Below are 23,801 nucleotides of genomic sequence, written 5' to 3'. Positions count from 1 at the left end.
TTTTGTTTGGTTGCGCAACTTGAGTACATTTAGGCACTCGTATTCCGATTCATGTCAAGAAAAAAATCAATAACTTGTGGGTCGCTGCGAGACCTGCACAAGCGTTCTGAAGTTAACAGCTGTTAACTCACGTCTCTGCTGGGCGCGTGAGAAGCGCTTAAAGGTTGCATAGAACCGATAAGATTTCAGATTCCGAGCCAGTATTTTGAAGGATGCTTGACCTCAGGTGTATTGTTGCTTCTTTTAGCCCAGCAAAGACTAGTTTTAAGTCCAGCAAACCGCTCACATCTTACCTACTCTTCAGAAAAGTAACTAATCAAACGCAATGCTTCGCGCCGTTCCAAAACTGAATGCGCGGATTTTCCTGATAACCGCCGACTATTTTATTGACGTGATAGGGCAGGGCGGATGGCGTTCGAATAACAGGTTCTCTGGGCCTACGAGATACCGATGTGGTTCTGTTTTCGCTGGAGTTGGTCTTTGAGGTATTATGCCGTGACAGCAGAAAAACCGATGCTGCAGATCAATTGAACCAATGCTTCTTCACCCCTTTTTAAGGCGTTCGCGCGGCATTCGGCGATACCGTTGTCGACATGGTGTTTCTGCTCTTGTGCCATGGAGCGGTGCGGTGACAATCGCATGACGGTTTGGATCAAGGGTCTTCAGAGGCCACTGGGTTAGAAACTCTGACCGCAGTTCATGGGTTGATACCTGTGATCTGATGAATCGCATCCGGGTTGAGGCGACGTTACAAGACACGTTCGTCCTTCCTTGGAAGTGTGGTGGAACTAAACTCATCCTCTTCCCGATCAAGAGAAACCATTTTGCCAAAGTACTACTCAGAAATGAGACCAGTTCGACTAAACTACTTGGGCTATGTCCTCAGTCGTTGAATTGACTGCCTCATTGGCATATATTGCCAAAGAGGAGGCTTAAGCCATGGTAACCCGCAATGTCGTACTTACAGAATCGCAGGATCAACTGGTGCAGAATCTGGTTGCATCCGGTCGTTATCAGAACGCCAGTGAAGCGTTGCGAGCGGGCCTTCGTCTTCTGGAGCGGGAAGAAGCGGGGCTGGAGTCTCTCAAACAAGGCTTGCAGGAGGGTGTGGCGCAGGCTCAGGCTGGAGATTTAGCAGAAGGCAGCGGTTCAGATGCGATCCGTCGCGCCTTTGCAAGGGCACGAGCCAAAACGTGACCAGACCCTTTCGACTGACACGCCGCACTGAATCTAGCCTGGTGGAAATTGCCCGTTGGACCATCGACAATTTTGGACCGCATCAGGCTGACCTTTATGAACAAGAGCTAATAGCGCGCTGCCAAGCCATCACCGAGGGTAGGGTGGCCAGCCGCAGTTGCTCTTTATTGGTCGAAGAGGCGGTTGATCTCAGATATGTACGGGCAGGAGAGCATTTCCTTGTCTACTTGGACCAGCCGGATAGCGTGATCATAATCGATATCCTGCATTCCCGTTGCGATCTGCCGCGTCATGTTTCTGCGCTGGCTACGTTGACGGATGGGACGGGAAAAAAGACATAAGCGGTGCAGCCAGAATATCCCTCAGGTTGGGATTTCTTAAACAATCAGCAAAGCTCAACCCAACAAATCCGCCGCCGGGTTTTCTGCGATATCCACATCGTCATAGTACTTTTGCGCCTGGGCCATGGAGCGATGCAGGGACAGGCGCATGGCGGCCTGGATCGGGGCACCGTCCAGCGCGGCCTGGGTCAGAAAGCCCGAGCGCAATCCATGCGGCGAGGCAAACCCTGCCGGGAGCCCAGCCAGTGCCAGACGATGTTTGACGATCTGGTAGATCGCATCCGGGCTGAGCCGGCGTTTCAGCACCCGGTCGGCCTTGGAGATCGGCCGGAAGAGGGGACCGCTGTCAATTCCGCCCACTTCAATCCAATGCACCAGCGCCTGGGCTGCGCGGCCCTTCAGCACCAGCCGCGGGGTCTCGCCCTTGTGCGTCGTTTTGGTTTCCAGTAGTGAGATCCAGACTAGGCCTTTCTTGTCGAATTCCTTCAGTAAGACGTCTTCAAACATCAACCCGGTGATCTCCGAGCGCCGTCTACCACCAGAAGCCCAGCCCAGCATCAGCAGCGCCCGGTCGCGGCAGTCCCGACGAGACCTCCGACAGGTGGCCAGCAGCTGCTCCAGCACATCACGGGTGATCGGGTGCTGCGACTTCGGGGCAGGGGGCCGGGCCGCGGCACGTCTTGCCTTGGCGCGGGCCTGCTTCACCTGAGGCGCGCCAAACGGGGAGGGGAGGTTCTTCATCCGATGGAAGGCCAGCCAAGAGGCGATGCGCCGGTCCAGGGTGGAGGGGGCCGGGCAGGCCAGGGATTTGCGCAGCCCTTGTGCGATCAGCGCTTCGGCGGTTTCGCGCGCCACATCCGTTTCCGGTGCATCATTCAGATCACGGGCGTGATCAAGAAGGAAGGCCAGTGCCGTAGCCTCGGACTCCGGCCAGTCCAGCGCCGTGCCGAAGCGCGCTGTCTTCCACGCGGACACATAGAGCAGGTCGCGCTCATACGCCCTGAGCGTGTTGGCGGGCGTGCCGCGCACATAGAGATCGGTCAGGGCCTCCTGATCTTCGACGGAGAGGGCAGGGGAGGGGCCAGGAAGATAGGGGGCAGGGGGCTTCATGAGGCCCATTCTGCGCGCATTTTCCGGCGAAATCAATCATACGTAATAAGGGATACTTATCGGATATAATAAGGGAACTTGGGCACCGCAAAAGTAACGATCAAAATACTCAGTTTATGCGCGTAAAGAGGGCTTGGGGATTGCACGGTATAACAAAGTCGCCTGACAAACTTTCCCGCGCTATGCGCTTGGGATGAAGATTCCGAACAACATGCCTCGCGAGAAAGACTTTCGCTTTCCTCGCGAAATCATTGCTTACGCAGTTTGGGCCCATCATCGCTTTGCCCTTAGCACAGCCAATGTCGAAGATTTGCTCGCGGAAAGGTGCTTGAATGAAAGCCGTGAGGCTATCGGGATTGAGGTTAGGCTCTGGACCGATTGATTTGGGTGCTCATCACGCCTTTTGATTTTCACGAGCTTGATTCAGCTCGGCGCGTCGACTGCAACCAAATCATTGGGTCCAGAGCCTAATTGAGTTTTTGACAACTCAAGCGTAAGGCTTGCCCCCTTTTCGACCTGGTTGATTGACACCCGCCCTCCGTGACGCTGCGCCACTGCGGATACGATCGACAACCCCAAACCGCTGCCTTCGGAGTACTCCAACTGCGAAAACCGCCCGAAGGCCGCTTCGGCCTGGTCGGGCGTTAGGCCTGATCCGTCATCAGCCACCGTCAGTTTCGCAGTGTCATTGTCGCTGTGCAACGCGACCGAAATACTGCTCAGTTCCACGCCGCCGTGTTTGAGTGAGTTGTCTAACAAGTTCTTTATCGCTTCACCTAGAAACACCCGGTCGCCTGACACCGTAACCACCTTTTCAGGCATCGCGACGTCGAACTCGATGCCTTTCGCAAGGATGTGAACGCCCATCTCGGCACAGGCCTCTTCCACAACAGATCGGAAATCGAACTCATCCATGTGATCCTGTTGGGTTGGATGCCTGAGCCGTTCAAGTGACAGTAGCTGTTCCGCCACTGTCGCGGAATTCTTTGCCGCCGTCACAAGCTCGGAGATGCGTTTTTCTCTGTCTTCATCTGTTCTAGCGTCCTGAAGCGCCTCGGCCATGGATTGAACCGCAGCTGCCGGGTTCCGTAACTGGTGGGCGGCCTCAGAGATAAACTCCTGATGGGCGTTGATGCTGTACTCCACCTGTCCGAATAGCCGGTTCAGGGTCTCGACAATCCCTTGCACTTCAGCCGGGACAGCGCGCTTGATTTCACTTAGATCGTCTAGTGAGCGCAACGCGATCGCATCCTGCAAATCCAGCAACGGTCGCAGGCCGCGAGCGACACCGAACCAGACGACAAAGGCAAGGGTGGCCAGCAGGATGCCCATGAGGATGGCTGCCCTGATCGAAAGTTCATTGGCAAAAGCATTTCGGTCGGCCACGAGTTGCCAAGCCGTGACGGTTGCATCCCCCACAAGGTTTTCCAGGGTGATGCGCTCAGTCATTCTGAGGACGCGCACCGGTTCACCACGATAAACGGCTTCGAAAAAAATTGGTTTGTAGGGGTTCTGAATGTCGGATTTCGCAAAGGTTGGAGGATAGGCATAGCCGGTTACGTAAATGCCTCCGGGGCCGGTCACATGATAGAAAACCTCACCACCCGAGGCCTCACGGATCAAGCTGCGTGTGGAGGGCAACAGTGCATCACCACCCGAGATTGCCACGTCACGCGAGATTGCGAGGCCAGCGGACAGCAGACTGTCATCAAACAGCTCCTGCGCCGTTTGCTGAGCCGCCGTAAATCGCCAATATCCGAGCAGGATTGCGAGCAGGACCAGGGGTGTAAGGATAAGAATGAAGAGCCTTAGTCTGAGCGAGCGGTGTCCAATCACTTTTCGACCTCGAGCAAATACCCAAGACCCCGCGCCGTTTTTATCCTGATCCCAATATTCTGAAGACGTTTCCGCAGCCTGGAGACATGAGGTTCGACGGCTGAATCATCGACGTCCGCCCCCACACCGTAGACGTAATCCGTCAGCTGGCTTTTTGGGACGATCCTTCCTCGGCGTTCCAGCAGGCATTCAAGCACGGCCATTTCCCGGCGTGGAACTTCGAGAACTTCGCCTTGCACACTGACCTGCCGGGCGGTGCGGTCGAACTCTAATTCGCCGATACTCTCTCGGGCGCCGTAGTCGAGCTGTTTGCGGCGCGACAATGCTCTGATACGCGCTTCCAACTCGTCCATTTCGAAGGGTTTTACGAGGTAATCGTCTGCCCCCATATCCAGCCCAGATACCCGGTCGCTGGTCTCGGCGCGGGCCGTAAGCAGGATCACGGGAACACCGTCGCCGCGATTGCGCAGAGATTTCAGAATTTCCAATCCCGACCGACCGGGCAAGTTGATATCCAACACAATCAGGTCTGCCCCTTCCTGCTCAAGATACAAGTCGGCCTCGTCGCCATCATTCAAAACGTCCGCCGCATGTCCGCGATCGCGTAGACGGTAGGCAATAGCGTTGGCGAGGGTCTCATTATCCTCGACGATGACGATCCGCATCGGGTCTCCTGCAAGTTTCACGCAAGGTTGGCACTCCATGATTGCCAGATGGGAAGGGGAATCAACCCCACAGTTCAATTTACGATCACGATGGTGCACGCGGCGCTGGCGTGGTCGGCTGGTCAATAGGGAGGAACCAATGACCATTTCCAACTTCACCCGTCGCGCTGTCGTGGGGCTGATTGCCGCCGCCGGTATCGCTGCACCAGCCAATGCCGAGGTTGATTTTTCGGGCAAGACAATCGAGTGGGTCATCCCGTTCTCGGAAACGGGCGGGTCCGCCAAATGGGCCAACTTCTTTGCGCCGCTGCTGTCCGAAGCTTTGCCGGGCCAGCCGACCGTGGTCGTGAAATTCATGCCGGGCGCTGGTTCGACCAAAGGCGCAAACTGGTTCCAGGAGCAAAGCCATGACGATGGCACGCTGCTGTTCGGCACGTCGGGCTCTACCCAATTCCCGTATCTGCTGAGCGATCCGCGCGTGCGCTATGAATACAATGACTGGATTCCGGTCATGGCCTCGGGAACCGGTGGTGTCGCCTATCTGAACGCCGAGGATGGAGCGAAGTTCGATGGCTCCGCAAATGCGCTGAAAGACACCAGTTTCATCTACGGCTCGCAGGGAGCCACCCGTCTGGATCTGGTACCACTGTTGGCATGGCAAATGCTTGGTATGAATGTCGAGCCGGTCTTTGGCATCAAAGGCCGTGGCGACGGTCGTTTGATGTTCGAGCGCGGTGAAGCCAACATCGATTATCAGACGTCTTCTGGCTACCTGGGCGGTTCGGCCCCGCTGGTTGAGGCGGGTCAGGCCGTACCGATGATGACATGGGGTGCGCTGGATGCGGATGGCAACATCGTCCGTGACCCAACCTTCCCGGATATCCCGACATTTAAGGAAGTATGTGAAGCCACCGATGGCTGTGAAACCAGTGGCGAGGCCTGGGATGCGTGGAAAGCGTTCTTTGTTGCAGGCTTCCCGGTTCAGAAGCTGGCCTTCCTGCCTGGTGATACACCTCAGGAAGTCGTTGACGCATACACGGCGGCCTTCCAAGCGGTGACCGAGCGGGACGACTTTGCTGAAATCTCTTCCAAGCGCGTCGGGAAATACCCGGTGTTTGTAGGTGAAGGCTCCAGGGCGGCGCTGCAAACTGCGACCAATGTTGATGACAACGCCAAAGCTTATGTTCTGAACTGGCTCAAAACAGCCTACGGTGTTGAGCTGAACTAAGCCGACCGCTCACAGCGCGTGCCTGCAATGATGGGCGCGCGCTTTTTTAACTCTGCAAGAAATGAAAGGCGGCCGCTATGGAGGTTTTTGCCACCGCTCTTCCTGCGCTTGGTGGTGCGTGGGATCTGATCCTGCAACCGATCGTTTTGGGCTACCTAGTGCTCGGTGTTGTTATGGGATTGGCCGTGGGCGTCTTTCCCGGGCTTGGCGGCATTGCCGGTCTGTCCCTGTTGTTGCCTTTCATGTTCGGAATGGACCCAATCCTTGGTCTGGCGCTGATGATCGGGATGGTGGCCGTTGTTCCGACCTCCGACACATTCGCTTCGGTTCTGATGGGGATTCCCGGTAGTTCCGCATCTCAGGCCACCGTGCTGGACGGCTTCCCGATGGCAAAAAAGGGCGAGGCTGCGCGCGCGTTGTCTGCGGCCTTTGCTTCATCGCTGTTTGGTGGTCTTGTTGGGGCGACCTTCCTGACAATGTTCATTCTGGTCGCGCGCCCGATCGTTCTGGCTTTCGGCCTGCCCGAGATGTTGATGATCACCATTCTCGGCCTGTCGATGGTCGCCATTCTGGCAGGTCGCATTCCCCTGAAAGGCGTCGCCGCCGCGGGATTGGGTCTGATGGTCGGCACCATTGGTGAAGCGGACGCGGGTGGCTCGCTGCGGATGGCGACCTATGACATTCCTTACCTGACTGACGGTCTGAAGCTGGTCATCGTTGGCTTGGGCATCTTTGCCGTCCCCGAGATCGTCTCTCTACTGCGGCAGGATCGGTCGATTGCCAAGGGCGCGTCGCTGGGCGCTGGATGGCTGGATGGCGTCAAGGATTGGTTCGCCAATATCTGGCTGTCGGTGCGCTGTTCTATCATTGGTGTGGTTGTGGGTGTAATTCCTGGCTTGGGGGGATCGGTTGTTGACTGGATCGCCTATGGTCACACGGTTCAATCGACCAAAGACAAAAGCAGTTTTGGCAGTGGCGAAGTGCGCGGGGTCATCGGCCCTGAAAGCTCGAACAACGCGAAAGAGGGTGGGGGGCTTGTGCCCACCTTGCTGTTCGGTATCCCCGGCTCGGGCTCGATGGCGATCTTCATCGGCGCGGTTGCGCTGTTGGGGTCGGGCGACATCGAGGTCGGTCCCAGCATGCTCAAGGATAACCTCGACATCACTTATTCGATCGTCTGGTTGCTGGCGCTAGCCAACGTGGTGGGCACCATCCTGTGTATCGCGGCCTCAGGCGGGATCGCCAAGCTGACCACGATCCGCTTTACCTATCTGGCGCCGTTCCTGTTTATGCTGATCAGCTTTGCAGCCTTCCAGTCGGGGCAGAATTTCGAAGACCTGCTGGCCTTGTTCGTGATTGGCCTGATCGGAATCTTCCTGCGCCGTTTTGACTGGTCGCGCCCCGCCTTCCTGATCGGTTTCGTGCTCTCGAACCCGGTCGAGAAATTCACCAATCAGGCATTCCAGATTGCCTCTTTCCGCTTCCGCAAAAGCTTTGGCGAGGGCATGGAGTACGTCTTCAGCCCGATCGTGATCATATTGATCATTGTCACGGTCGGGTCAGTTATTTTGGGCATTCGTCAGGCCAAGATGATCATGGCCGAAGGCGAGGTCCAGTCTGGCAGCAAACGTGCGCCGTTGGTGTTTCTGTTGGTCATCATGGCCTATCTGATCACCGCTCTGGTTAACGCCAATATGATCCCCGACTACAACATGACCGACAAGATCATCCCGCTGGTGATCGGCAGTGTGTCTTTGTTCTGCTGCGTGATCCTGTTGATCCAGATGATGCGGCGACCCGAAGGAGACGCGATATTCGCCGACAAGGAGATTGCCGGAGAAGACGCCGAAGCCCCGCACGGGCTGTGGTCGACGCTGGCGTGGTTCGCAGGTCTTATCGCAGCCACATGGTTTGTAGGTTTCATCCTTGCTCTGATTGGGTTTCTGATCGTCTTCTTCCGCGTTCGTGCGGGTTCAAGCTGGCAGATGACCCTCATCCTCACCACCTGCGGTATCGGCTTCATGTGCTTCATGGCCGGGGCACTGAACCGGGATTTCCCGCCGGGTCTGCTGCAGGACATGGTGGACCTGCCATGGCCACTGAAATGAGCCGCGCCGAGATTGGAACGCCAGACATTGCACCTCAAGCCACCAAGCGGAGTGAGATATGACCCAAACTGCAATCCCGTATGTCTTCATGCGCGGCGGCACCTCGCGCGGTCCCTATTTCCGCAGGTCTGACCTGCCGGAGGATCTGGATGCTCTGGCCAACGTCTTGATCGCCGCGGTAGGTGCCGGTCACCCGCTGAACATCGATGGCATCGGCGGCGGCGCCGCTGTCACAACCAAGGTGGCAATGCTGTCGGTCAGCGACGATGGCTGGGCGGACATCGACTATTTCTTTGCTCAGGTTTCGGTCGAGGAAAAGCTGGTGGATTTCAAACCAACCTGCGGGAATATCCTGTCAGGTGTTGGTCCTGCTGCCATCGAGATGGGTTTGATCGAGCCGAAAGGCGATCAGACAGAAATTCGAATTCGTGCGGTCAACACTGGTGCTCAGGTGGTCGCCCAAGTGCAGACGCCGGGCGGTGAACTGACTTATGACGGCGACGTCGAAATTGCCGGTGTTCCGGGTCCTTCAGCACCGGTGCAACTGAGTTTCATGGGGGTCGTCGGGTCCTCAACGGGAGCGTTCCTGCCCACTGGAAATTTGCGAGATATAGTTCAGGGGGTTGAATTGACTTGCATGGATGTCGCTATGCCCATGGCGATCGCCCGTGCTGCTGATTTTGGCATGACAGGGTATGAAAGCGTAGAAGAACTGGATGCTAACCGTGCGTTCTTTGACCGGATGGAGGCCGTTCGGATCGAGACCGGAGAACGGATGGGAATGGGCGATGTATCTCAGTCGGTAACGCCCAAATTCGGGCTTCTTGCGCCCGCTAAAGACGGTGGAACAATCGCGGTAAGGTACTTCATGCCGTGGAAGACGCACCCCACTATGGCCGTTACGGGGGCACAATGCATGGCTTCGTGTGCGCTGACACCGGGTACTGTCGCTGATGGGTTGCTCGAGCGCCCGGTTGCCAGCCCCGCCGAAGTTGTTCTGGAACACGCTTCAGGAAAAATCGATGTTCTTGTGGATTTCTCGAATAAGGGCGGGTTTTCCCTGGACGCGGCTGGTTTGGTGCGTACGTCTCGCAAGCTGGCTGACGGTCATGTCTATGTACCTCAAAGCGTGTGGAATGGGAGTTGATCAGGTATATTCAATTTGGTATACTATAGTATACAATAAGGGGTGCCGCCATGGACAACTACTCTGAATGCCTCGACATAGCCCGACAGGAGCTCAAGCTGGCGCAGGCTGCGCTGCGTCGAGATATGGCGGAATACCCGACACCGATTGCCGGATGCGATGAGCAGTTCAATCACTTGCTTGATCAAAGCGAACGAATCCGCAATGCATTGGCGGCGCTTGAGGCACCGAGTTTTGTTCCAACGCCACGAAAACTTACACCCGGGCGGGGCGTAGAAAGCCGATGAAAGTGCACATTCTGGACGACTGGTTCGATACGCTGCGCGGTTTGCCCTGCTTTGCGAAGCTTGCAAATCACGACGTTACGGTCTGGACGGATCATGTCGAAGATACCACAGAATTGGCGACCCGATTGCAGGATGCTGAGGCACTTGTCCTGTTCCGCGAACGCACCAAAGTGACGCGTGAGTTTCTGGAGAAACTGCCCAATCTCAAGCTGATCAGCCAGCGCAGCGTTTATCCTCACGTGGACGTGCAGGCCTGTTCCGATCACGACGTGTTGCTTTGTTCAAACATGCACGCAGGTACACCGTCCTACGCCGCTGCCGAATTGACCTGGGCCTTGATTCTGGCCGGGATGCGGGACCTGCCCGCGCAGATGGCGTCGGTCAAAAGCGGACATTGGCAAGCGGGGGTCGGCAAAACCCTGCGGGGGCGGCAACTGGGCCTTTATGGGTATGGGCGTATTGCCCAGGCCGTCGCCGGCTACGCTGAGGCCTTTGGTATGAACGTAGTCTGGTGGTCGTCTGAGGAAGGCCGGGCACGTGCGCAGGCGGATGGCGTACAGGTCGCGCCCAGCCGTGAAGCGTTCTTTGCCGACAGTGACGTTGTTTCGGTCCATGTGCGCCTGAAACCGGACACGCGCGGGATCATCACCGCATCGGATTTCGCACAGATGCAGCCGGAGGCGCTGTTTGTGAACACCTCACGGGCCGGACTGATCGCTCCCGGTGCCTTGCTTGGAGCGATCAACGCCGGTCGCCCTGGCAAAGCGGCGATTGATGTGTTTGATACCGAGCCACTGATCGATCCGACCGATCCGCTATTGTCGCATCCCAACCTGATCGCGACCCCGCATATCGGCTTTGTCACCGAGGACGAGTTCGACCTGCAATTTGCAGATATCTTCGATCAGGTGAACGCCTATGCCGAAGGCGCTCCGGTCCACATGATCAACCCCGAGGTTTGGACCAGCGCAAAATAAGGTTGGCCGCAATTGGCGCTCCGATGATCACCAGCACGATCCGTGTAAGATGGTGAGTGATCACAAAGCCCAGATCGGCGCCGGAGACGATGGCCAGAACCGTCATTTCGGCCTGCCCGCCGGGGGCATAAGCCAGGAATGCCTCGACCGGTTGACCGAGACCTAACGTGGTGACAACCGCGGTGAAAGCGGCGGCCAGTATCGCAAGAACGATGACATAGGCGAAGCCCGCCGCCACGACCCTGCGTAGTTCGCCCCATGTGACGCCCACGAATTTCACACCGATGCCGCAGCCAATGAAGAACTGCGCCCCCAAGATGGCTTCGCGCGGGGGGCGGGTGTGAATGAAATCGCTCAGCGACAGAGCCGCCGTCAGGATCATTGGGCCGAGGATGGATGCGCCGAACAGGCCGATCCGTTCACCGCCCTTCCAGCCGATGAAGGCCGCCAACACCATCAGCGCCAGCTCACGTATCGGTAGGTCGCGCGCTGGCTCTCCGATCGGGTTGGTCAGTTGGGCGTCGTAAAACACGGTCAGAAACAGGGGTGCCAGCGTTACGATAATCAGCACGCGGGTGCCGTGGATCAGGGACAATGTGCGCGGGTTGGCACCGGCCTCGGTGCCGAAGATGATCATGTCCTGCAACCCGCCGGGCATGGCCGCGTAGAAGGCGGTTGTGGTGTCAAAGCCCCAGACCTTGCGGAAGAAAGGCACCCCGACCATCGCGACCAGCAGGATGAAGAAAGGGATCAGCGCAATCGATGCTGCCATCTTAGGCAATTCTACAAACAATGCTGGCGTGATCGACGCCCCCACTGCCACGCCCAGTATGGTGCGGGCCGCGACCGAGACTTGTCCGAACCCCTCCATCGGGGCATGCGCCAGGGCCGCAATGAGACAGGCGCTCATCGGTCCGAACAGGAAGGGCAGCGGCAGGTTTAGCGCCCAGAATACCCCGGTGCCCAGAATGGCTAAGCCGAGAGTCACGGCCCGCTTCATCAGAATTGAAGATGTGTTGATCTGGATGGGCAAGATGGGGCTTCCGGGATTGTTGACTCGCTGTGTATCCAAATGTATACAGCTGGACGCAAGAAGACAAGAGAGCCCGTGATGACAATTCAGGACGACCCGCTACAGCCCGGCCCGCAAGGCAATTCCGCATATCAGCGCCTGCTGGACGAGATTCGCGAGGGCACCCTTTTGCCCGGTGAACGGCTGCGCGAGATCGAACTGTCCGAACGGCTAGGCGTCAGCCGTACTCCGGTGCGCGAGGCGATCCGGCAATTGGAGGCGGACGGGCTGGTCACTCACGTTCCCCGGCAGGGTGCCACCGTGCGCAGCCTGGACTATGCCGAGGTGATGGAGCTTTATGAGATGCGCGCCGTGCTTGAAGGTACTGCGGCTCGTCTGGCGGCACGGGCGGCGTCGGATATCGAGCTGGATGAGCTGGACGTGTTGAATGACCGCTTGGCCGAGGCGGGCACCGGCCCGGAAGCGGCGCGGATCAACCGGATATTCCACGCCACGCTACTGGATGCGGCCAAGAACCGGTTTCTGGCAAAATCCATGCTGTCCCTGCAAAAGGCGCTGTTGATCCTTGGGCCATCACAGTTGTTGGACGGTGATCGGACCGAGGCGGCAGTCGCAGAACACCGGCGCATCATGGTCGCCTTGAAGGCCCGTGACGGCGCGGCCGCCGAGGCAGAGATGCGCGCGCATATTCAAGCCGCACAACGGATGCGCATCCGCGCGTTGCAGGAACGCGACCGCACAGTGGACGAACATCAGTAGGTAGACAGGAAATGGCCACCCAAAAGGAAGCTTACGATATTGCTGTGATTGGTGGCGGCAATGCCGCCCTCTGTGCCGCAATGACCGCCGCCGAGGCAGGCGCCCGTGTTCTGATCCTCGAAACGGCACCAAAACCCTATCGCGGCGGGAACTCCCGCCATACACGCAACTTTCGCTGCATGCACAAATCCCCTTTGGGTCCCTTGGTGGAGGAATACAGCGAAGACGAATACCTCTCGGACCTGCTGAAGGTTACCGGTGGCAAAACCGACGAGCATCTGGCGCGTCTTGCGATCCGCACCTCGGAGGAATGTCTGCCGTGGATGGAGGAGCACGGGGTTCGGTTTCAACCGTCGCTCTCAGGGACTCTATCACTGGCGCGGACCAATGCGTTCTTCATGGGGGGCGGCAAATCTCTGGTGAATGCCTATTACAGGACGGCGGCAGATTTGGGCGTTGAGGTTCTGTATGAGGCCGCCGTTACGCATCTGGAGCTAAACGGGGATCGGATCGACTGGGTGGATTATACCTATGAAGGGCGATCTCACCGGATTATGCCCAAAGCGGTCATTGTCGCCTCGGGCGGGTTTCAGGCCGATACCGATTGGCTCACCCGTGCGTGGGGCGAGCCTGCAAAGAACTTCCTGATCCGGGGCACGCCCTACAACCGAGGTGTGGTGCTGGCCGATCTGCTGGATCAGGGTGTCGAGAGCGTCGGTGATCCGACCCAATGTCACGCCGTTGCAATTGATGGACGCGCACCGAAATTCGATGGCGGCATCGTCACCCGCCTGGATTGTGTGCCGTTCTCGATCGTTGTGAACAAGGACGCCGAGCGGTTCTATGACGAGGGCGAGGATGTCTGGCCAAAGCGCTATGCGATCTGGGGGCGTCTGGTAGCGGCGCAGCCGGATCAGGTGGGCTATGTGATCATCGACGCCAAATCGCTGAATCTGTTCATGCCCTCGGTGTTCCCTCCGCTGAAGGCCGACACGCTGGAAGAGCTGGCCGCGATGATGGATCTACCCGCCGACAAGCTGACCGCAACCGTGGCCGAGTTCAACGCCGCGTGCGGAGATACAAGCGCTTTTCATCCGACCGAGTTGGACGGGGTGGCGACCTCGGGTCTGACCCCGCCCAAAACCAACTGGGCCCGCCCAATCACTGAGCCACCATTCTATGGCTACTCGCTGCGCACCGGCGTGACCTTCACCTATCTGGGGCTCAAGGTTGACGATACGGCCCGGTGTTCGACGCCGAACGGCAAGATCAAGAACCTATGGGCGGCTGGAGAGACAATGGCCGGGTCGATCCTGGGGCAGGGGTATCTGGCCGGGTTCGGCATGACCATCGGGACCGTTTTTGGACGCATCGCAGGACGTGAGGCCGCCGCTTATGCAAACTGAACTGATACAGGAAGCCCGCCGTCAGGCCGAGATCTGCAACGCTTGCCGCTATTGCGAGGGCTATTGCTCGGTCTTTCCGTCGCTTCACGCTGAACGTGCGTTTTCGGATGGGGACATTACCCAACTGGCTAACCTCTGCCACAACTGCCGGGGATGTTACTACGCCTGTCAGTACACGGCACCGCACGAGTTCGACCTGAACTTTCCCAAAGCTCTGGCCGAGGTTCGGCGGGACAGCTGGGAAAGCTTCGCCTGGCCGCAACCGCTGGCCCCCCGGTTCCACACTCATGGCGGGGCCATTGCCCTGGCGCTTGTAGTCGGATTTGCCCTGCTGTTCTGGGCCATCCGCGCCATCGGCTCCAGCGGAGGCGAAGGGTTCTACGCTGTCCTGTCGCACAACGCGATGGTCGCGATCTTTGCACCCGCGTTCCTGCTGCCTCTGTTTAGCATAGCCATCAGCCTCAAACGATACTGGGCCGAGGTTGTTGGCCAACCCATCCAATTGGCTGATGTGACGGCTGCGTTCAAACGCGCTGGCACGATGCAGGATCTGGCCGCAGGCCATGGCGAAGGCTGCAATTTCGAGGACGAAGACCGGTTCAGCCAGGGGCGACGTCACATTCACCAAGCCATCATGTACGGCTTCCTGCTGTGCTTTGCGTCGACCTCGGTGGCGACGGTGATGCATTATATCTTCGGACTGCATGCGCCTTATGGGTTCTGGTCTTTGCCCAAACTGCTGGGGATTTCCGGGGGTATTTTGCTGACACTTGGGTGCGGTGCCATGGTGATACTCAAGAAAAAATCGGACCGCGATCTGGGCGACAGTGCCGCTTGGGGTGGAGAGATCGGCTTTGTTCTGCTGTTGGGCTTCGTTGGGCTAAGCGGACTTGTCCTCTATGCCGCCGGTTCAACGCCACTAATGCCCGCATTGCTGGCCATCCACCTCGGATCGGTCCTCACATTTTTTCTGCTGACGCCATATACCAAAATGGCACACGGGTTTTATCGCCTTGCCGCACTTGTCCGGGACGCGCAAAGAAAGCGAGGCGCTTAGACGTAGGTGGTCGTGCTGAGATAGAATCAACATGTCATAGGCAGGACTGGTGATCAGGTTGTATGAGTCCAGGATACGGCAAGCACGGAAGCTCCTAAAACAATGCACCAATCCGTATCTGTTGAGCGTAAGTAGGCTTGGCATCGGCGCGCTACGTCGCGCAGAAAATTCTAACTAGCCTTCTTTGTATTGGGAGCGGCCGATATTGTATTCCCGGTGAATGCGATGTTCATAGAAATACGCCTCTGACCTCGCCGTGGTCTACAGATGTTCAACTCGGTGTGCAAAAGACCACAGTTTCACCGTCTAAAAGGTCAACCCTGCGTTTATGTCCTAACAGGACTTCGCGACACATCTTGAAAAAATGTACGAAGTTTCCGCGTGTTGTCCAAAACCGTGAAAGAACTCAGGTATTGTCACCGCGAATTGCTTCGCAGACGGCATCGGTCACCTCTTGAGTGGTTGCGGTCCCGCCCACATCAGGTGTCAGGACACCTTCTGCGCAGACCATTTCGACCGCGCGCATAAGCCGGTTCGCTGCATTGGTCTCGCCCAGATGTTCAAGCATTTGCGATGCGGTCCAGAATGTGGCGACAGGGTTTGCGATACCTTTGCCGGTGATGTCAAAGGCTGACCCGTGGATTGGCTCGAACATGGACGGATAGCGCCGCTCGGGGTCGATGTTTCCGGTAGGTGCAACACCCAGCGAGCCGGCCAATGCACCCGCAAGGTCCGAGAGGATATCGGCATGCAGATTGGTCGCGACGATCGTGTCAAGGCTGCGTGGGTCCTTGACCATACGCACGGTCATCGCATCCACCAGCATCTTATCCCAGGTAACGTCCGGGAATTCCCGGCTGACTTCTTCGGCGATCTCATCCCACATCACCATGCCATGCCGTTGCGCGTTGGACTTGGTCACCACGGTCAACAGTTTGCGTGGCCGGGACTGAGCGAGAGAAAAGGCGTATCGCATAATTCGTTTCACGCCTGTGCGAGTGAAGATCGATACCTCGGTGGCGACCTCTTCCGGAAATCCACGATGCGCGCGCCCACCGACGCCGGAATATTCGCCCTCGGAGTTTTCGCGCACGATAACCCAATCCAGATCGCCGGGCCCGACACCAGCCAGTGGCGAAGTGATGCCGGGAAGGATCTTGGTCGGACGCACGTTGGCATATTGGTCAAATCCCTGGCACAATGGCAGGCGTAACCCCCACAACGTCAGATGGTCGGCTACATCAGGCGCGCCTACAGCCCCAAAGAAAATGGCATCAAAATCCTTGACCTGATCGCGGCCATCCTCGGGCATCAGGGCTCCGGTGCGCTTGTATCGCTCGGAACTCCAGTCAAACTCGGTCACATCAATTTGAAATCCGCCGTCACGGCGGGCCAGTGCCTCAAGCGCCTGTAGCCCTGCTGCAATAACTTCCGGGCCGATGCCATCTGCCGGGATGGCTGCGATACGATAGGTTTTACGGATTGCATCAACTGCTTTATCTTTACTTGTTTTATCGTGAACCGTCATTGCGTGTGCCCCATGCCGCGTGCCCGCTTTCGTCCAAGACCGTATCTCTGGCCGGTCAGTCTTCTCAAGTCGAACAAGATTATATACAAATACGTAATAATTACGGAGCGGACCGAGGGATGGATATTGATCAACTACGCTGCTTCATCGTAGCTGCTGAAACGCTTCATTTTGGACGGGCAGCGCAATCTCTTGACATATTGCCGGCCACGCTTGGACGGCAAATCAAGCATTTGGAGGACCACTTGGGCGCGCCGTTGTTCATCCGGACCACGCGCAGCGTTACCCTGAGCGAGATGGGAAGCGCGATCCTTGAAGAAGCGCAAGCGTTGGTAGCCCAGGCCGAGCAGTTGGAGGCCATGGCGCGAAGTGTGCGCAGTTCCGGCGTTACTCCGCTGCGCGTTGGCGCCATCGACAGTGCGGCAGCTGGGCTGATCCCGCAATTGCTGGGGATCATGCGTCGCGAACACGCGGATCTGGAAATCCTGATCGTGGAACAAAAGACCATTCACCTGCTGCCAAAACTCTTGAGCGGTAGTCTCGACATCGCCTTTTGTCGTCCACCGGATATGCGCGATCCGAAGATTGTATTCAGAACCCTGTTTTTTGAAACAGCGGTTGTTGCCCTGCCGGAAGATCATTCACTTTCAGACAGGGATGAGATAAATATCGCCGACCTGACGGATGAGCCGCTGATCGTTCCCGACCGTCGCTCTCGCCCGCATTCGCATGATCTGACGATCAAGCTGTTTCTTGATGCTGGTTTGACTGCCCGGATTGCACAGGTTGCGGAAGAGAAACAGACCATCGTCAACCTGGTAGCCGTCGGTACCGGGCTTGCCATCGTGCCCCGCTGGACCTCCCGATTGGCCGTACCTGGCGTACGTTTCGTGCCCCTTCGAACGTCCAAGGGGGCAAGTCTGTCCAAGCTGATCCTGGCTGCGGCCTGGGCACGAGGGGCGCGTGACCCAATGCGGGACCGTTTCATGGACCTATTGGAGGCGCATTTGCCCGAAATTGAGGCCTCGGCCTGATTATATCAGTTTTTAATATATTCTTCGCTGCGTTGTGTCTGAACTTACGCCCTTCCATTGTCGCTCCATCGAGAGGCGCATGCTCAGCGTGACGTCCCAAGGGGAGATTTTGGAGGAGAGGACCAATGAAATTCAGCACCATAGCCGCTATGGCCGTTGCCGCAGTTGCCGCATTGCCAGTTGCGGCGCAGGACCGCGAAGGATGGCCCGATAGCATAACCATCGGTACCGGCAGTCAGGGCGGAACATATTTCGGATACGGTAGCGGCTTCGGTGCGATGATCAGCGAAAAGTTGGACATCAATGCTGGCGCCGAGATTACTGGTGGCCCCGTGCAAAACGTCACGCTGGTCGAGACTGGAGAGCATCAGCTTGGTTTTGTCACACTTGGCCCGGCGGATGAGGCACGCAAGGGTGAAAGCCCATTGATGCCGGGCGTTCCGCATGAAAACGTACGTGCGTTGTTCCCGATGTATCAGACACCGCTTCAAGCCGCCGTTCTGGCAAGCTCGGATATTGCCAGCTTTCAGGACATGGCAGGCAAACGCGTTGGGGTCGGGCCCGCAGGTGGTACGTCGGCGACTTATTGGACACGTTTTTTTGAGAATGCCGATGGGTATGACGGCGTGGTCATTTCCAACGCAGGTGGCTCGGACACGGCAGGTCAGTTGAAGGATGGCCTGATCGACGCGTTCGTTTACGCGGCGGGTTTGCCGACAGGAGCATACGCGCAGCTTGCAGTTGAGAATGACGTACGATTCATCTCGATGGACGAAGAAACCCTGGCGAAGATGGTGGAAATCGTGCCCGCGATGGCACCGTTCACGATCCCCGCCAATACCTATGAGGATCAGCCGGACGACCTGCAGACTGTATCGCTCTGGAACTTTGCCATTGCGCACCAAGACATGCCGGAAAGCCTGGCCTATGAAATCACCGCGCTGGCCATGGAAAATCATGACCGTATGGTGACCAATCACGCGGCCGCCAAGGAAACACTGGCGGAAAACGTGCTCAAGAACCAGGTGATCCCGTTCCATCCGGGCGCGGTGAAGTGGTTCGAAGAAAACGGCTACGAGATTCCGGAAAACCTCAAGTAACTTGCAATCTGAAACCTGAGCGGGCGGAGCCGAATACATGGGTCCGCCCGAGCTGTCTCTGCAGCTATGAAAAGCCGAGCGTCCGAATATGACAGATCACCCCAATAGAACCACTGAGCGGAACAGCACCGAAAACCTTCAGATCGATTTTGAAACGGCCGCATCCAAGGTCGACGAAGAGCCTCTTTCGGCCAATCAGCGCGATTTTTCCGGCTATCGCAACTGGATCATCTCAGGGATGTGTGTCACATACTCGGTCTTTCATCTGTTGGTGATGAATGTCTATCCGCTGGAAACCTGGGCCTATCGTCTGTGCCACGTAGGTGGCGGATTGATCCTTGGCTATCTTCTTTATAGTGCGACGACCTTTGGCGCGAAGGGGACAGACCGGCAGTCCCCCCTATCCATGGCGCTTCTGGTTGCCGCCGGGCTTGGAATTCTCTACGGATTCACGGGGGTTCTGGCCGTCTGGATCAACGGGGCACTGATTGGCGTGGCGCTGCCGCCCAAATGGGCGATGTCCACCTTTGGCATTCCACTAACGTTCGGCACGGCCTTGGCCATCCTCCACGGCTGGCTGTTTCCCGATCGCGATCGAGATCGGTTTTCGATCGGAGATTCCCTGCTTGCGCTGGCCTCGCTGACGGCCATCGCGTATCTGATTTTCTTCGCCCGTCAACTGCAGCTACGTGCCGGTATGCCAATGGCGCTACCTGGAGACATGTGGGCCGCCATCACCGGTATGCTGCTGATCATCGAGCTGACACGCCGCCTCGCCGGTCTTGCGCTTGTGATCATCGCGTCGGTTTTCGTCGCCTATGCCTTTCTTGGCCCGTGGCTGCCCGGCATTTTTGAACATCGCGGATATGATGCGAAACGGTTCTTTTCATACATCTTCACCGATAACGGCATCCTGTCTGCGCCAATCGCGATCTCGTCGACCTACATTATCCTGTTCGTGATCTTCGCGGCATTCCTGCAAACGACGCGGGTGGGTGAGTATTTCGTGAACCTCGCGTTTGCCGCTGCGGGTCATCGGCGTGGTGGCCCGGCCAAAGTGGCAATCTTCGCGTCCGGACTGATGGGGATGATCAATGGCACTTCAGCCGGCAACGTGGTGGCCACCGGATCCTTGACGATCCCCATGATGAAAAAGGTGGGATACAAACCCCAAACCTCGGCCTCGGTCGAGGCCGCGGCCTCAACGGGTGGGCAGATCATGCCGCCGATCATGGGTGCAGGGGCGTTCATTATGGCCGAGATTACCGGCATCGCCTACATGCAGATCGTCTATGCAGCGATCATTCCGGCCATCATCTACTTCATCTCGGTCTATTTCATGGTCGATCTCGCGGCCAAAAAGGCCAAAATGAAGGGCTTGCCACGTGACATGCTGCCCAAGCTCGATGCGCTGCTGAAACAGGTTTACTTGTTCAGCCCGATCGTCGTGCTGATCACCGCGTTGTTCATGGGGTACTCGGTTATCCGCTGCGGCACTCTGGCCATGGTTACCGCCGCCGTTGTGTCGTGGTTGACCCCGCACGCAATGGGGCCAAAGCGGCTGTTTCATGCTTTGGATGTAGGTGCGCGCATGGTCCTGCAGTTGGTGGCTGTCTGCGCAACGGCGGGCATTATTGTTGGGGTGATTGCGCTGACCGGCATCGGATCACGGTTCTCGACCGTGCTGCTGGCTTTGGCGGATCAGAGCCAGATTCTTGCCCTGTTCTTCGCCATGGTTGTTTCTATCATCCTTGGTATGGGGATGCCGACCACGGCGGCCTATGCCGTCGCGGCCAGTGTCATCGCTCCGGGCGTGATCAACCTTGGGGTCGAGCCGCTGGTGGCGCATTTGTTCATCTTCTATTTCGCGGTGATGTCTGCGATCACCCCGCCGGTTGCATTGGCTGCCTATGCCGGCTCGGCGCTGGCCGGATCCGATCCGATCAAGACCAGTGTCGAAAGCTTCAGAATTGGTCTGGCGGCTTTTGTCGTGCCGTATATGTTCTTCTTTTCACCCGAGATGTTGCTCGACGGAACGTGGTTTGAAATTGCACATGTCGCCATCACAGCCGCGATTGGTGTCTACCTGCTGTCCTGTGCTGTTCAAGGTTGGTTCGTGGGGCACGCCGGATCGATTGTGCGAGTTGGTCTTCTTGCGGCTGGTCTAACGATGATTGCCGGAGGCTGGACTACAGACGCAATAGGTTTGTTAGTTGCGGCGATTCTCATCCTAATACAGAAAAAAATCGTTACTGCACGCGACATCGCACATGGAACGGATTGAACGAAGTTTTAGATTTTCGAACTTTCAATAGTTCATTCATCAGTTTCGCAGGTCGAGATTTGATACTTAAGAAAATGAGGAGTATGGGCTTCGGTTTAGTTTTTCCGGCTATTTTGGTGCTTTTGTATGTTCATATCGAACGCCATAGCTGTGCTCAGCAATTTCAGCTCGAGGCATCCACCGAATGTCAAAGCCGTTGGTTTCAAAGAATTTTCTCGTTGGTGTGAAGCTTTCTTTGTGTGCTGGTAAACCAAATTCTTGTGTCTCCGAACCCCTTGCTATTTCTTGAACTTTAGCAAGCGATTTTTTTCGAGGCTTAGCTTTGAGCTCTAACCGAGCGGCCACCAAACTCTTGAACAAGAAATTCGATAAAGGCGCGCGTTTTTGGCGCCAAGTTTCTTCGGTCCGCAAACATGGCGACAATCTCAGTGCTTGGAGGAGCGTATTCTTCGAGGACATGCACCAATTCACCGGATTTGAACTTCTCTTCCGCCAAGTAAGAGGGAAGCCTTGCGATCCCCATTCCGGCCAAGGTCGCTTTAAAAATGACGTCTGTACTGTTCCCCTGAAAACGACCTTGCACCTCAAAGTCCTGCGTGTCGCTCGGGTTCTGATTCCGCCAATAATTGCGCCCATCACCTTGGGAAACCCTAAGACAGTTATGGCTCGAAAGATCAGAGAAGCTTTCAGGGGCTCCGTGGCGAGCCAAATATGAAGGGGCCGCGCATAAGACCCGATGGCTGCTCATTATCCTGCGGGAAATGGTGTCCGGATCTTTAGCTTGCTCGGCAAAGCAAACGACTGCGTCATAACCCTCGGTCTGCAAATCAATATTCCGGTCCGTAATGTCTAGCGCCACTTGTACATCAGGAAACTGGTCCAAGAACTTTGGCAACGCTGGGATCAATTGTGATTTTCCAAACGCCACAGTAGATGCGACTTTCAAATTTCCTCTAGGATTTCCGTCCAGTTGTGAAATCAGGTCTTGGGCCTCTTTGAACTTGGCGGCCATCGCTTTGCAGCGGTCATAAAACTCTTGCCCTTCTTGCGTTGGAATAACACCGGTTCTCACGCGGTTGAGTAAACGATGCTTTACGTGGTTCTCGAGAAGGCTGATCTGTTTGCTAACCGCCGATGGCGTCTGCCCTAACGATCGCGCGGCAGCCGAAATGCTTCCGTGGTCAACCACGGTCGCAAACATCAACATTTGTGAAGCGATATCCATCGACACCTACCAACTATGCCACTTTGGCAAGGGGGCTGTTCCAAAACCGTGATTGTGAGCGCTATCAAAATCTCCTAATTCTGCAATGCAGCAGATACGCTGCGATGCAGCAATGGCTGAGGTGTAACAATGGCACATTTACCCGCAATAGCTCGTCCAATAGCCGTTCTGGAGGCTGGCCGCACATTGTTTGAGCAAGCAAACAATAGGGTGCAAAGCTTCTTGGCGTACCAAAAGGTTTATCGGAGCACCTACTATGAGCTTTCCGTCCTCACGGATCGCGACCTTTCGGATATCGGTGTCCCCCGTAGCAATATCAAAATGCTTGCTAAGGAGGCTGCAAATGGCAAATAGCTTGCACCCGTCCCCTATTTGGCAATCCAAGAACAACTTGTTGGCTTTGATTTGGGCCAGGCTTACATCGCATCTAAAATCCTCTTTGAAGACCTATCAATACGCTCGGATGATGTCGGCACTTTCCCAGCTCAGCGATTCCCAGCTTTGTGAAATCGGCATTTCTAGAACTGAAATACCCAAATACGCGGAAAAGCTGATGCAAAGCGAATGAGTTAATTCGTTCGGAGGCTCGTATCAATTGGTACAATAGGAGAACTTAGCATGAAACAACAACTGGATTACTGGCTCTCGCTCCTCCCAGAGTAGGTCAGTACTAGCGGCGGCGAAAAATCAACAGGGAGCGCCAACGCACTGGGTCAGCATTTTCAACTCCTCCCGAGAATGCTGACCCAGATGGAACTTGGAAGACTTGGTCCTCGAGCAGTAACAATTGAAGGCACTTAACCCCATGCCTAGCGCTGAAAGCATCCAGGCTCTTTTCCATAAAAAGATATTTAGCCTTGACGGTTATCAGGCGTTTTGCCGCCAAGTGCTTATTTATGGCGCCGGGATCTTCTCGACGGCTCTATAGAGATAAATCCATTTGCCGCGAACACGAATGTATGTCGTCCATGCGCCAAGAGCTCAGCGTTGGGCGTTTTTTCGATTGCGCTCGCTCAGCAACTATTGGTGAATATTTCACGACCCACCTGGTGAGAGTTGCGTGGTCCACATTCACGCCGCGTACGGCCATGATCTCTTCCAAATCACGAAACGACACTGTAAATCGCAAATAGAAATACACGGCGTACAAAACCGCATCCTTTGGAAAATGACAGCCCTTCAATGAGATCATGCTGAAACCTGTTACAGAACTATACGCTAAGAACTAACGTCGGAACCTGCGGGCTCGTAAATCCAGACAAAAAGTTTGCGACACATCCTTCCGGACAGTTACGAGCGCGCTGAGGCCGTTGTCGGTGAGCGGCACCAAGTTTCATACAGCAAGATTGCCGCCGTGGTGCAAGAGATTGCCCATACCCCAGAACAGGCCATTCACATCCATGAAGATGACGGTCACAGCTTGTAAGGGTTATCCAGCGGCACGAGCTGCCGATATTACGGCGATCAATCTCGAGCGCC

At 56.4% G+C, this 23,801-nt stretch carries 22 protein-coding genes and 2 pseudogenes; 17 read left to right on the top strand and 7 right to left on the bottom strand.

The genetic code is table 11. The features are described from left to right. Positions 1-939 precede the first annotated feature (939 nt). Both ACXAET_RS21580 and ACXAET_RS21575 read left to right on the top strand, forming a co-directional pair. Positions 940-1,197: a type II toxin-antitoxin system ParD family antitoxin gene (locus ACXAET_RS21580; protein ID WP_170514513.1), complete on the top strand. Its 258-nt coding sequence runs from the start codon at positions 940-942 to the stop codon at positions 1,195-1,197. Further along, the gene (locus tag ACXAET_RS21575) at positions 1,194-1,538 is read left to right on the top strand and encodes a type II toxin-antitoxin system RelE/ParE family toxin (RefSeq protein WP_475190569.1); all 345 of its coding nucleotides are present in this window, start codon (positions 1,194-1,196) and stop codon (positions 1,536-1,538) included. The genes ACXAET_RS21580 and ACXAET_RS21575 overlap by 4 nt, the downstream gene beginning before the upstream one ends. A 54-nt stretch (positions 1,539-1,592) precedes the next feature. Here ACXAET_RS21575 and ACXAET_RS21570 read toward each other — a convergent pair whose 3' ends face one another. Beyond that, on the bottom strand, positions 1,593-2,648 hold the full coding sequence (locus ACXAET_RS21570) for a tyrosine-type recombinase/integrase (RefSeq protein ID WP_475190564.1): 1,056 nt from the start codon (positions 2,646-2,648) through the stop codon (positions 1,593-1,595). Between the two features lie 193 nt (positions 2,649-2,841). Between ACXAET_RS21570 and ACXAET_RS21565 the strand changes: the two are divergent. Next, a pseudogene (locus tag ACXAET_RS21565) lies at positions 2,842-3,027 on the top strand (IS6 family transposase); the annotation flags it as partial. Between the two features lie 44 nt (positions 3,028-3,071). Here the strand turns inward: ACXAET_RS21565 and ACXAET_RS21560 are convergent. Beyond that, positions 3,072-4,484 (bottom strand): sensor histidine kinase, encoded by a 1,413-nt coding sequence (locus tag ACXAET_RS21560; protein ID WP_475190560.1) that lies wholly within the window; start codon positions 4,482-4,484, stop codon positions 3,072-3,074. Further along, positions 4,481-5,149 carry a response regulator transcription factor gene (locus ACXAET_RS21555; protein WP_475190557.1) on the bottom strand — a complete coding sequence of 223 codons (669 nt, stop codon included), beginning with the start codon at positions 5,147-5,149 and terminating at the stop codon, positions 4,481-4,483. Before ACXAET_RS21555 ends, ACXAET_RS21560 begins: the two co-directional genes overlap by 4 nt. A gap of 139 nt (positions 5,150-5,288) precedes the next feature. Between ACXAET_RS21555 and ACXAET_RS21550 the strand changes: the two genes are divergently transcribed. From ACXAET_RS21550 to ACXAET_RS21530, 5 genes are all read left to right on the top strand, one after another. Further along, the gene (locus ACXAET_RS21550; RefSeq protein WP_475190554.1) at positions 5,289-6,377 is read left to right on the top strand and encodes a tricarboxylate transporter; all 1,089 of its coding nucleotides are present in this window, start codon (positions 5,289-5,291) and stop codon (positions 6,375-6,377) included. 77 nt (positions 6,378-6,454) lie between these two features. Further along, on the top strand, positions 6,455-8,485 hold the full coding sequence (locus ACXAET_RS21545) for a tripartite tricarboxylate transporter permease (protein WP_475190552.1): 2,031 nt from the start codon (positions 6,455-6,457) through the stop codon (positions 8,483-8,485). A gap of 58 nt (positions 8,486-8,543) precedes the next feature. Further along, a complete protein-coding gene (locus ACXAET_RS21540) occupies positions 8,544-9,632 on the top strand; it encodes a 4-oxalomesaconate tautomerase (RefSeq protein WP_475190548.1) in 1,089 nt (362 codons plus the stop codon). A 50-nt stretch (positions 9,633-9,682) separates the two neighbouring features. Further along, entirely contained in the window at positions 9,683-9,919 is a 237-nt protein-coding gene (locus tag ACXAET_RS21535) for a hypothetical protein (protein ID WP_475190546.1), read from the top strand. Next, entirely contained in the window at positions 9,916-10,896 is a 981-nt protein-coding gene (locus ACXAET_RS21530) for a D-2-hydroxyacid dehydrogenase family protein (protein WP_475190544.1), read from the top strand. Before ACXAET_RS21535 ends, ACXAET_RS21530 begins: the two co-directional genes overlap by 4 nt. On the opposite strand, the gene ACXAET_RS21525 is transcribed toward ACXAET_RS21530, so the two are convergent. Further along, on the bottom strand, positions 10,865-11,896 hold the full coding sequence (locus tag ACXAET_RS21525) for an AbrB family transcriptional regulator (protein WP_475190590.1): 1,032 nt from the start codon (positions 11,894-11,896) through the stop codon (positions 10,865-10,867). The genes ACXAET_RS21530 and ACXAET_RS21525 overlap by 32 nt on opposite strands. A gap of 111 nt (positions 11,897-12,007) precedes the next feature. Here ACXAET_RS21525 and ACXAET_RS21520 point away from each other — a divergent pair, with 111 nt between their 5' ends. The 3 genes from ACXAET_RS21520 to tcuB are packed head-to-tail and all read left to right on the top strand — an operon-like array spanning position 12,008 to position 15,151. Next, on the top strand, positions 12,008-12,688 hold the full coding sequence (locus tag ACXAET_RS21520; protein ID WP_475190541.1) for a GntR family transcriptional regulator: 681 nt from the start codon (positions 12,008-12,010) through the stop codon (positions 12,686-12,688). 11 nt (positions 12,689-12,699) lie between these two features. Beyond that, entirely contained in the window at positions 12,700-14,094 is a 1,395-nt protein-coding gene (gene tcuA, locus ACXAET_RS21515) for an FAD-dependent tricarballylate dehydrogenase TcuA (protein WP_475190537.1), read from the top strand. Continuing rightward, entirely contained in the window at positions 14,084-15,151 is a 1,068-nt protein-coding gene (tcuB, locus tag ACXAET_RS21510; RefSeq protein ID WP_475190536.1) for a tricarballylate utilization 4Fe-4S protein TcuB, read from the top strand. Before tcuA ends, tcuB begins: the two co-directional genes overlap by 11 nt. A gap of 406 nt (positions 15,152-15,557) precedes the next feature. On the opposite strand, the gene ACXAET_RS21505 is transcribed toward tcuB, so the two are convergent. After that, a complete protein-coding gene (locus ACXAET_RS21505; protein ID WP_475190534.1) occupies positions 15,558-16,679 on the bottom strand; it encodes a tartrate dehydrogenase in 1,122 nt (373 codons plus the stop codon). Between the two features lie 119 nt (positions 16,680-16,798). Between ACXAET_RS21505 and ACXAET_RS21500 the strand changes: the two genes are divergently transcribed. The 3 genes from ACXAET_RS21500 to ACXAET_RS21490 all read left to right on the top strand — a co-directional run bounded on the left by ACXAET_RS21500 (position 16,799) and on the right by ACXAET_RS21490 (position 21,097). Further along, positions 16,799-17,713, top strand: a complete 915-nt coding sequence (locus tag ACXAET_RS21500; RefSeq protein WP_475190532.1) for a LysR family transcriptional regulator — start codon at positions 16,799-16,801, stop codon at positions 17,711-17,713. Between the two features lie 125 nt (positions 17,714-17,838). Further along, positions 17,839-18,813 carry a TAXI family TRAP transporter solute-binding subunit gene (locus tag ACXAET_RS21495; protein WP_475190530.1) on the top strand — a complete coding sequence of 325 codons (975 nt, stop codon included), beginning with the start codon at positions 17,839-17,841 and terminating at the stop codon, positions 18,811-18,813. 88 nt (positions 18,814-18,901) lie between these two features. Continuing rightward, positions 18,902-21,097 carry a TRAP transporter permease gene (locus ACXAET_RS21490; protein ID WP_475190528.1) on the top strand — a complete coding sequence of 732 codons (2,196 nt, stop codon included), beginning with the start codon at positions 18,902-18,904 and terminating at the stop codon, positions 21,095-21,097. Between the two features lie 316 nt (positions 21,098-21,413). Here ACXAET_RS21490 and ACXAET_RS21485 read toward each other — a convergent pair whose 3' ends face one another. Then, positions 21,414-22,322, bottom strand: a complete 909-nt coding sequence (locus ACXAET_RS21485) for a LysR family transcriptional regulator (RefSeq protein WP_475190527.1) — start codon at positions 22,320-22,322, stop codon at positions 21,414-21,416. A 129-nt stretch (positions 22,323-22,451) separates the two neighbouring features. On the opposite strand from ACXAET_RS21485, the gene ACXAET_RS21480 reads away from it, so the two are divergent. Further along, entirely contained in the window at positions 22,452-22,676 is a 225-nt protein-coding gene (locus ACXAET_RS21480; protein WP_475190524.1) for a YjiS-like domain-containing protein, read from the top strand. Beyond that, positions 22,666-22,890: a DUF1127 domain-containing protein gene (locus tag ACXAET_RS21475; protein WP_475190522.1), complete on the top strand. Its 225-nt coding sequence runs from the start codon at positions 22,666-22,668 to the stop codon at positions 22,888-22,890. The genes ACXAET_RS21480 and ACXAET_RS21475 overlap by 11 nt, the downstream gene beginning before the upstream one ends. Positions 22,891-23,231: 341 nt before the next feature. On the opposite strand, the pseudogene ACXAET_RS21470 reads toward ACXAET_RS21475, so the two are convergent. Continuing rightward, a pseudogene (locus ACXAET_RS21470) lies at positions 23,232-23,514 on the bottom strand (DDE-type integrase/transposase/recombinase); the annotation flags it as partial. A gap of 75 nt (positions 23,515-23,589) precedes the next feature. Here ACXAET_RS21470 and ACXAET_RS21465 point away from each other — a divergent pair. Further along, positions 23,590-23,748, top strand: a complete 159-nt coding sequence (locus ACXAET_RS21465; protein WP_475190520.1) for a hypothetical protein — start codon at positions 23,590-23,592, stop codon at positions 23,746-23,748. The last annotated feature ends 53 nt before the right edge of the window (positions 23,749-23,801 follow it).

The organism is Ruegeria sp. AWH4_226 (assembly GCF_056159225.1).
The sequence above is the reverse complement of the archived record's forward strand: the minus strand, read 5'-3'. Positions and strand labels throughout refer to the sequence as shown.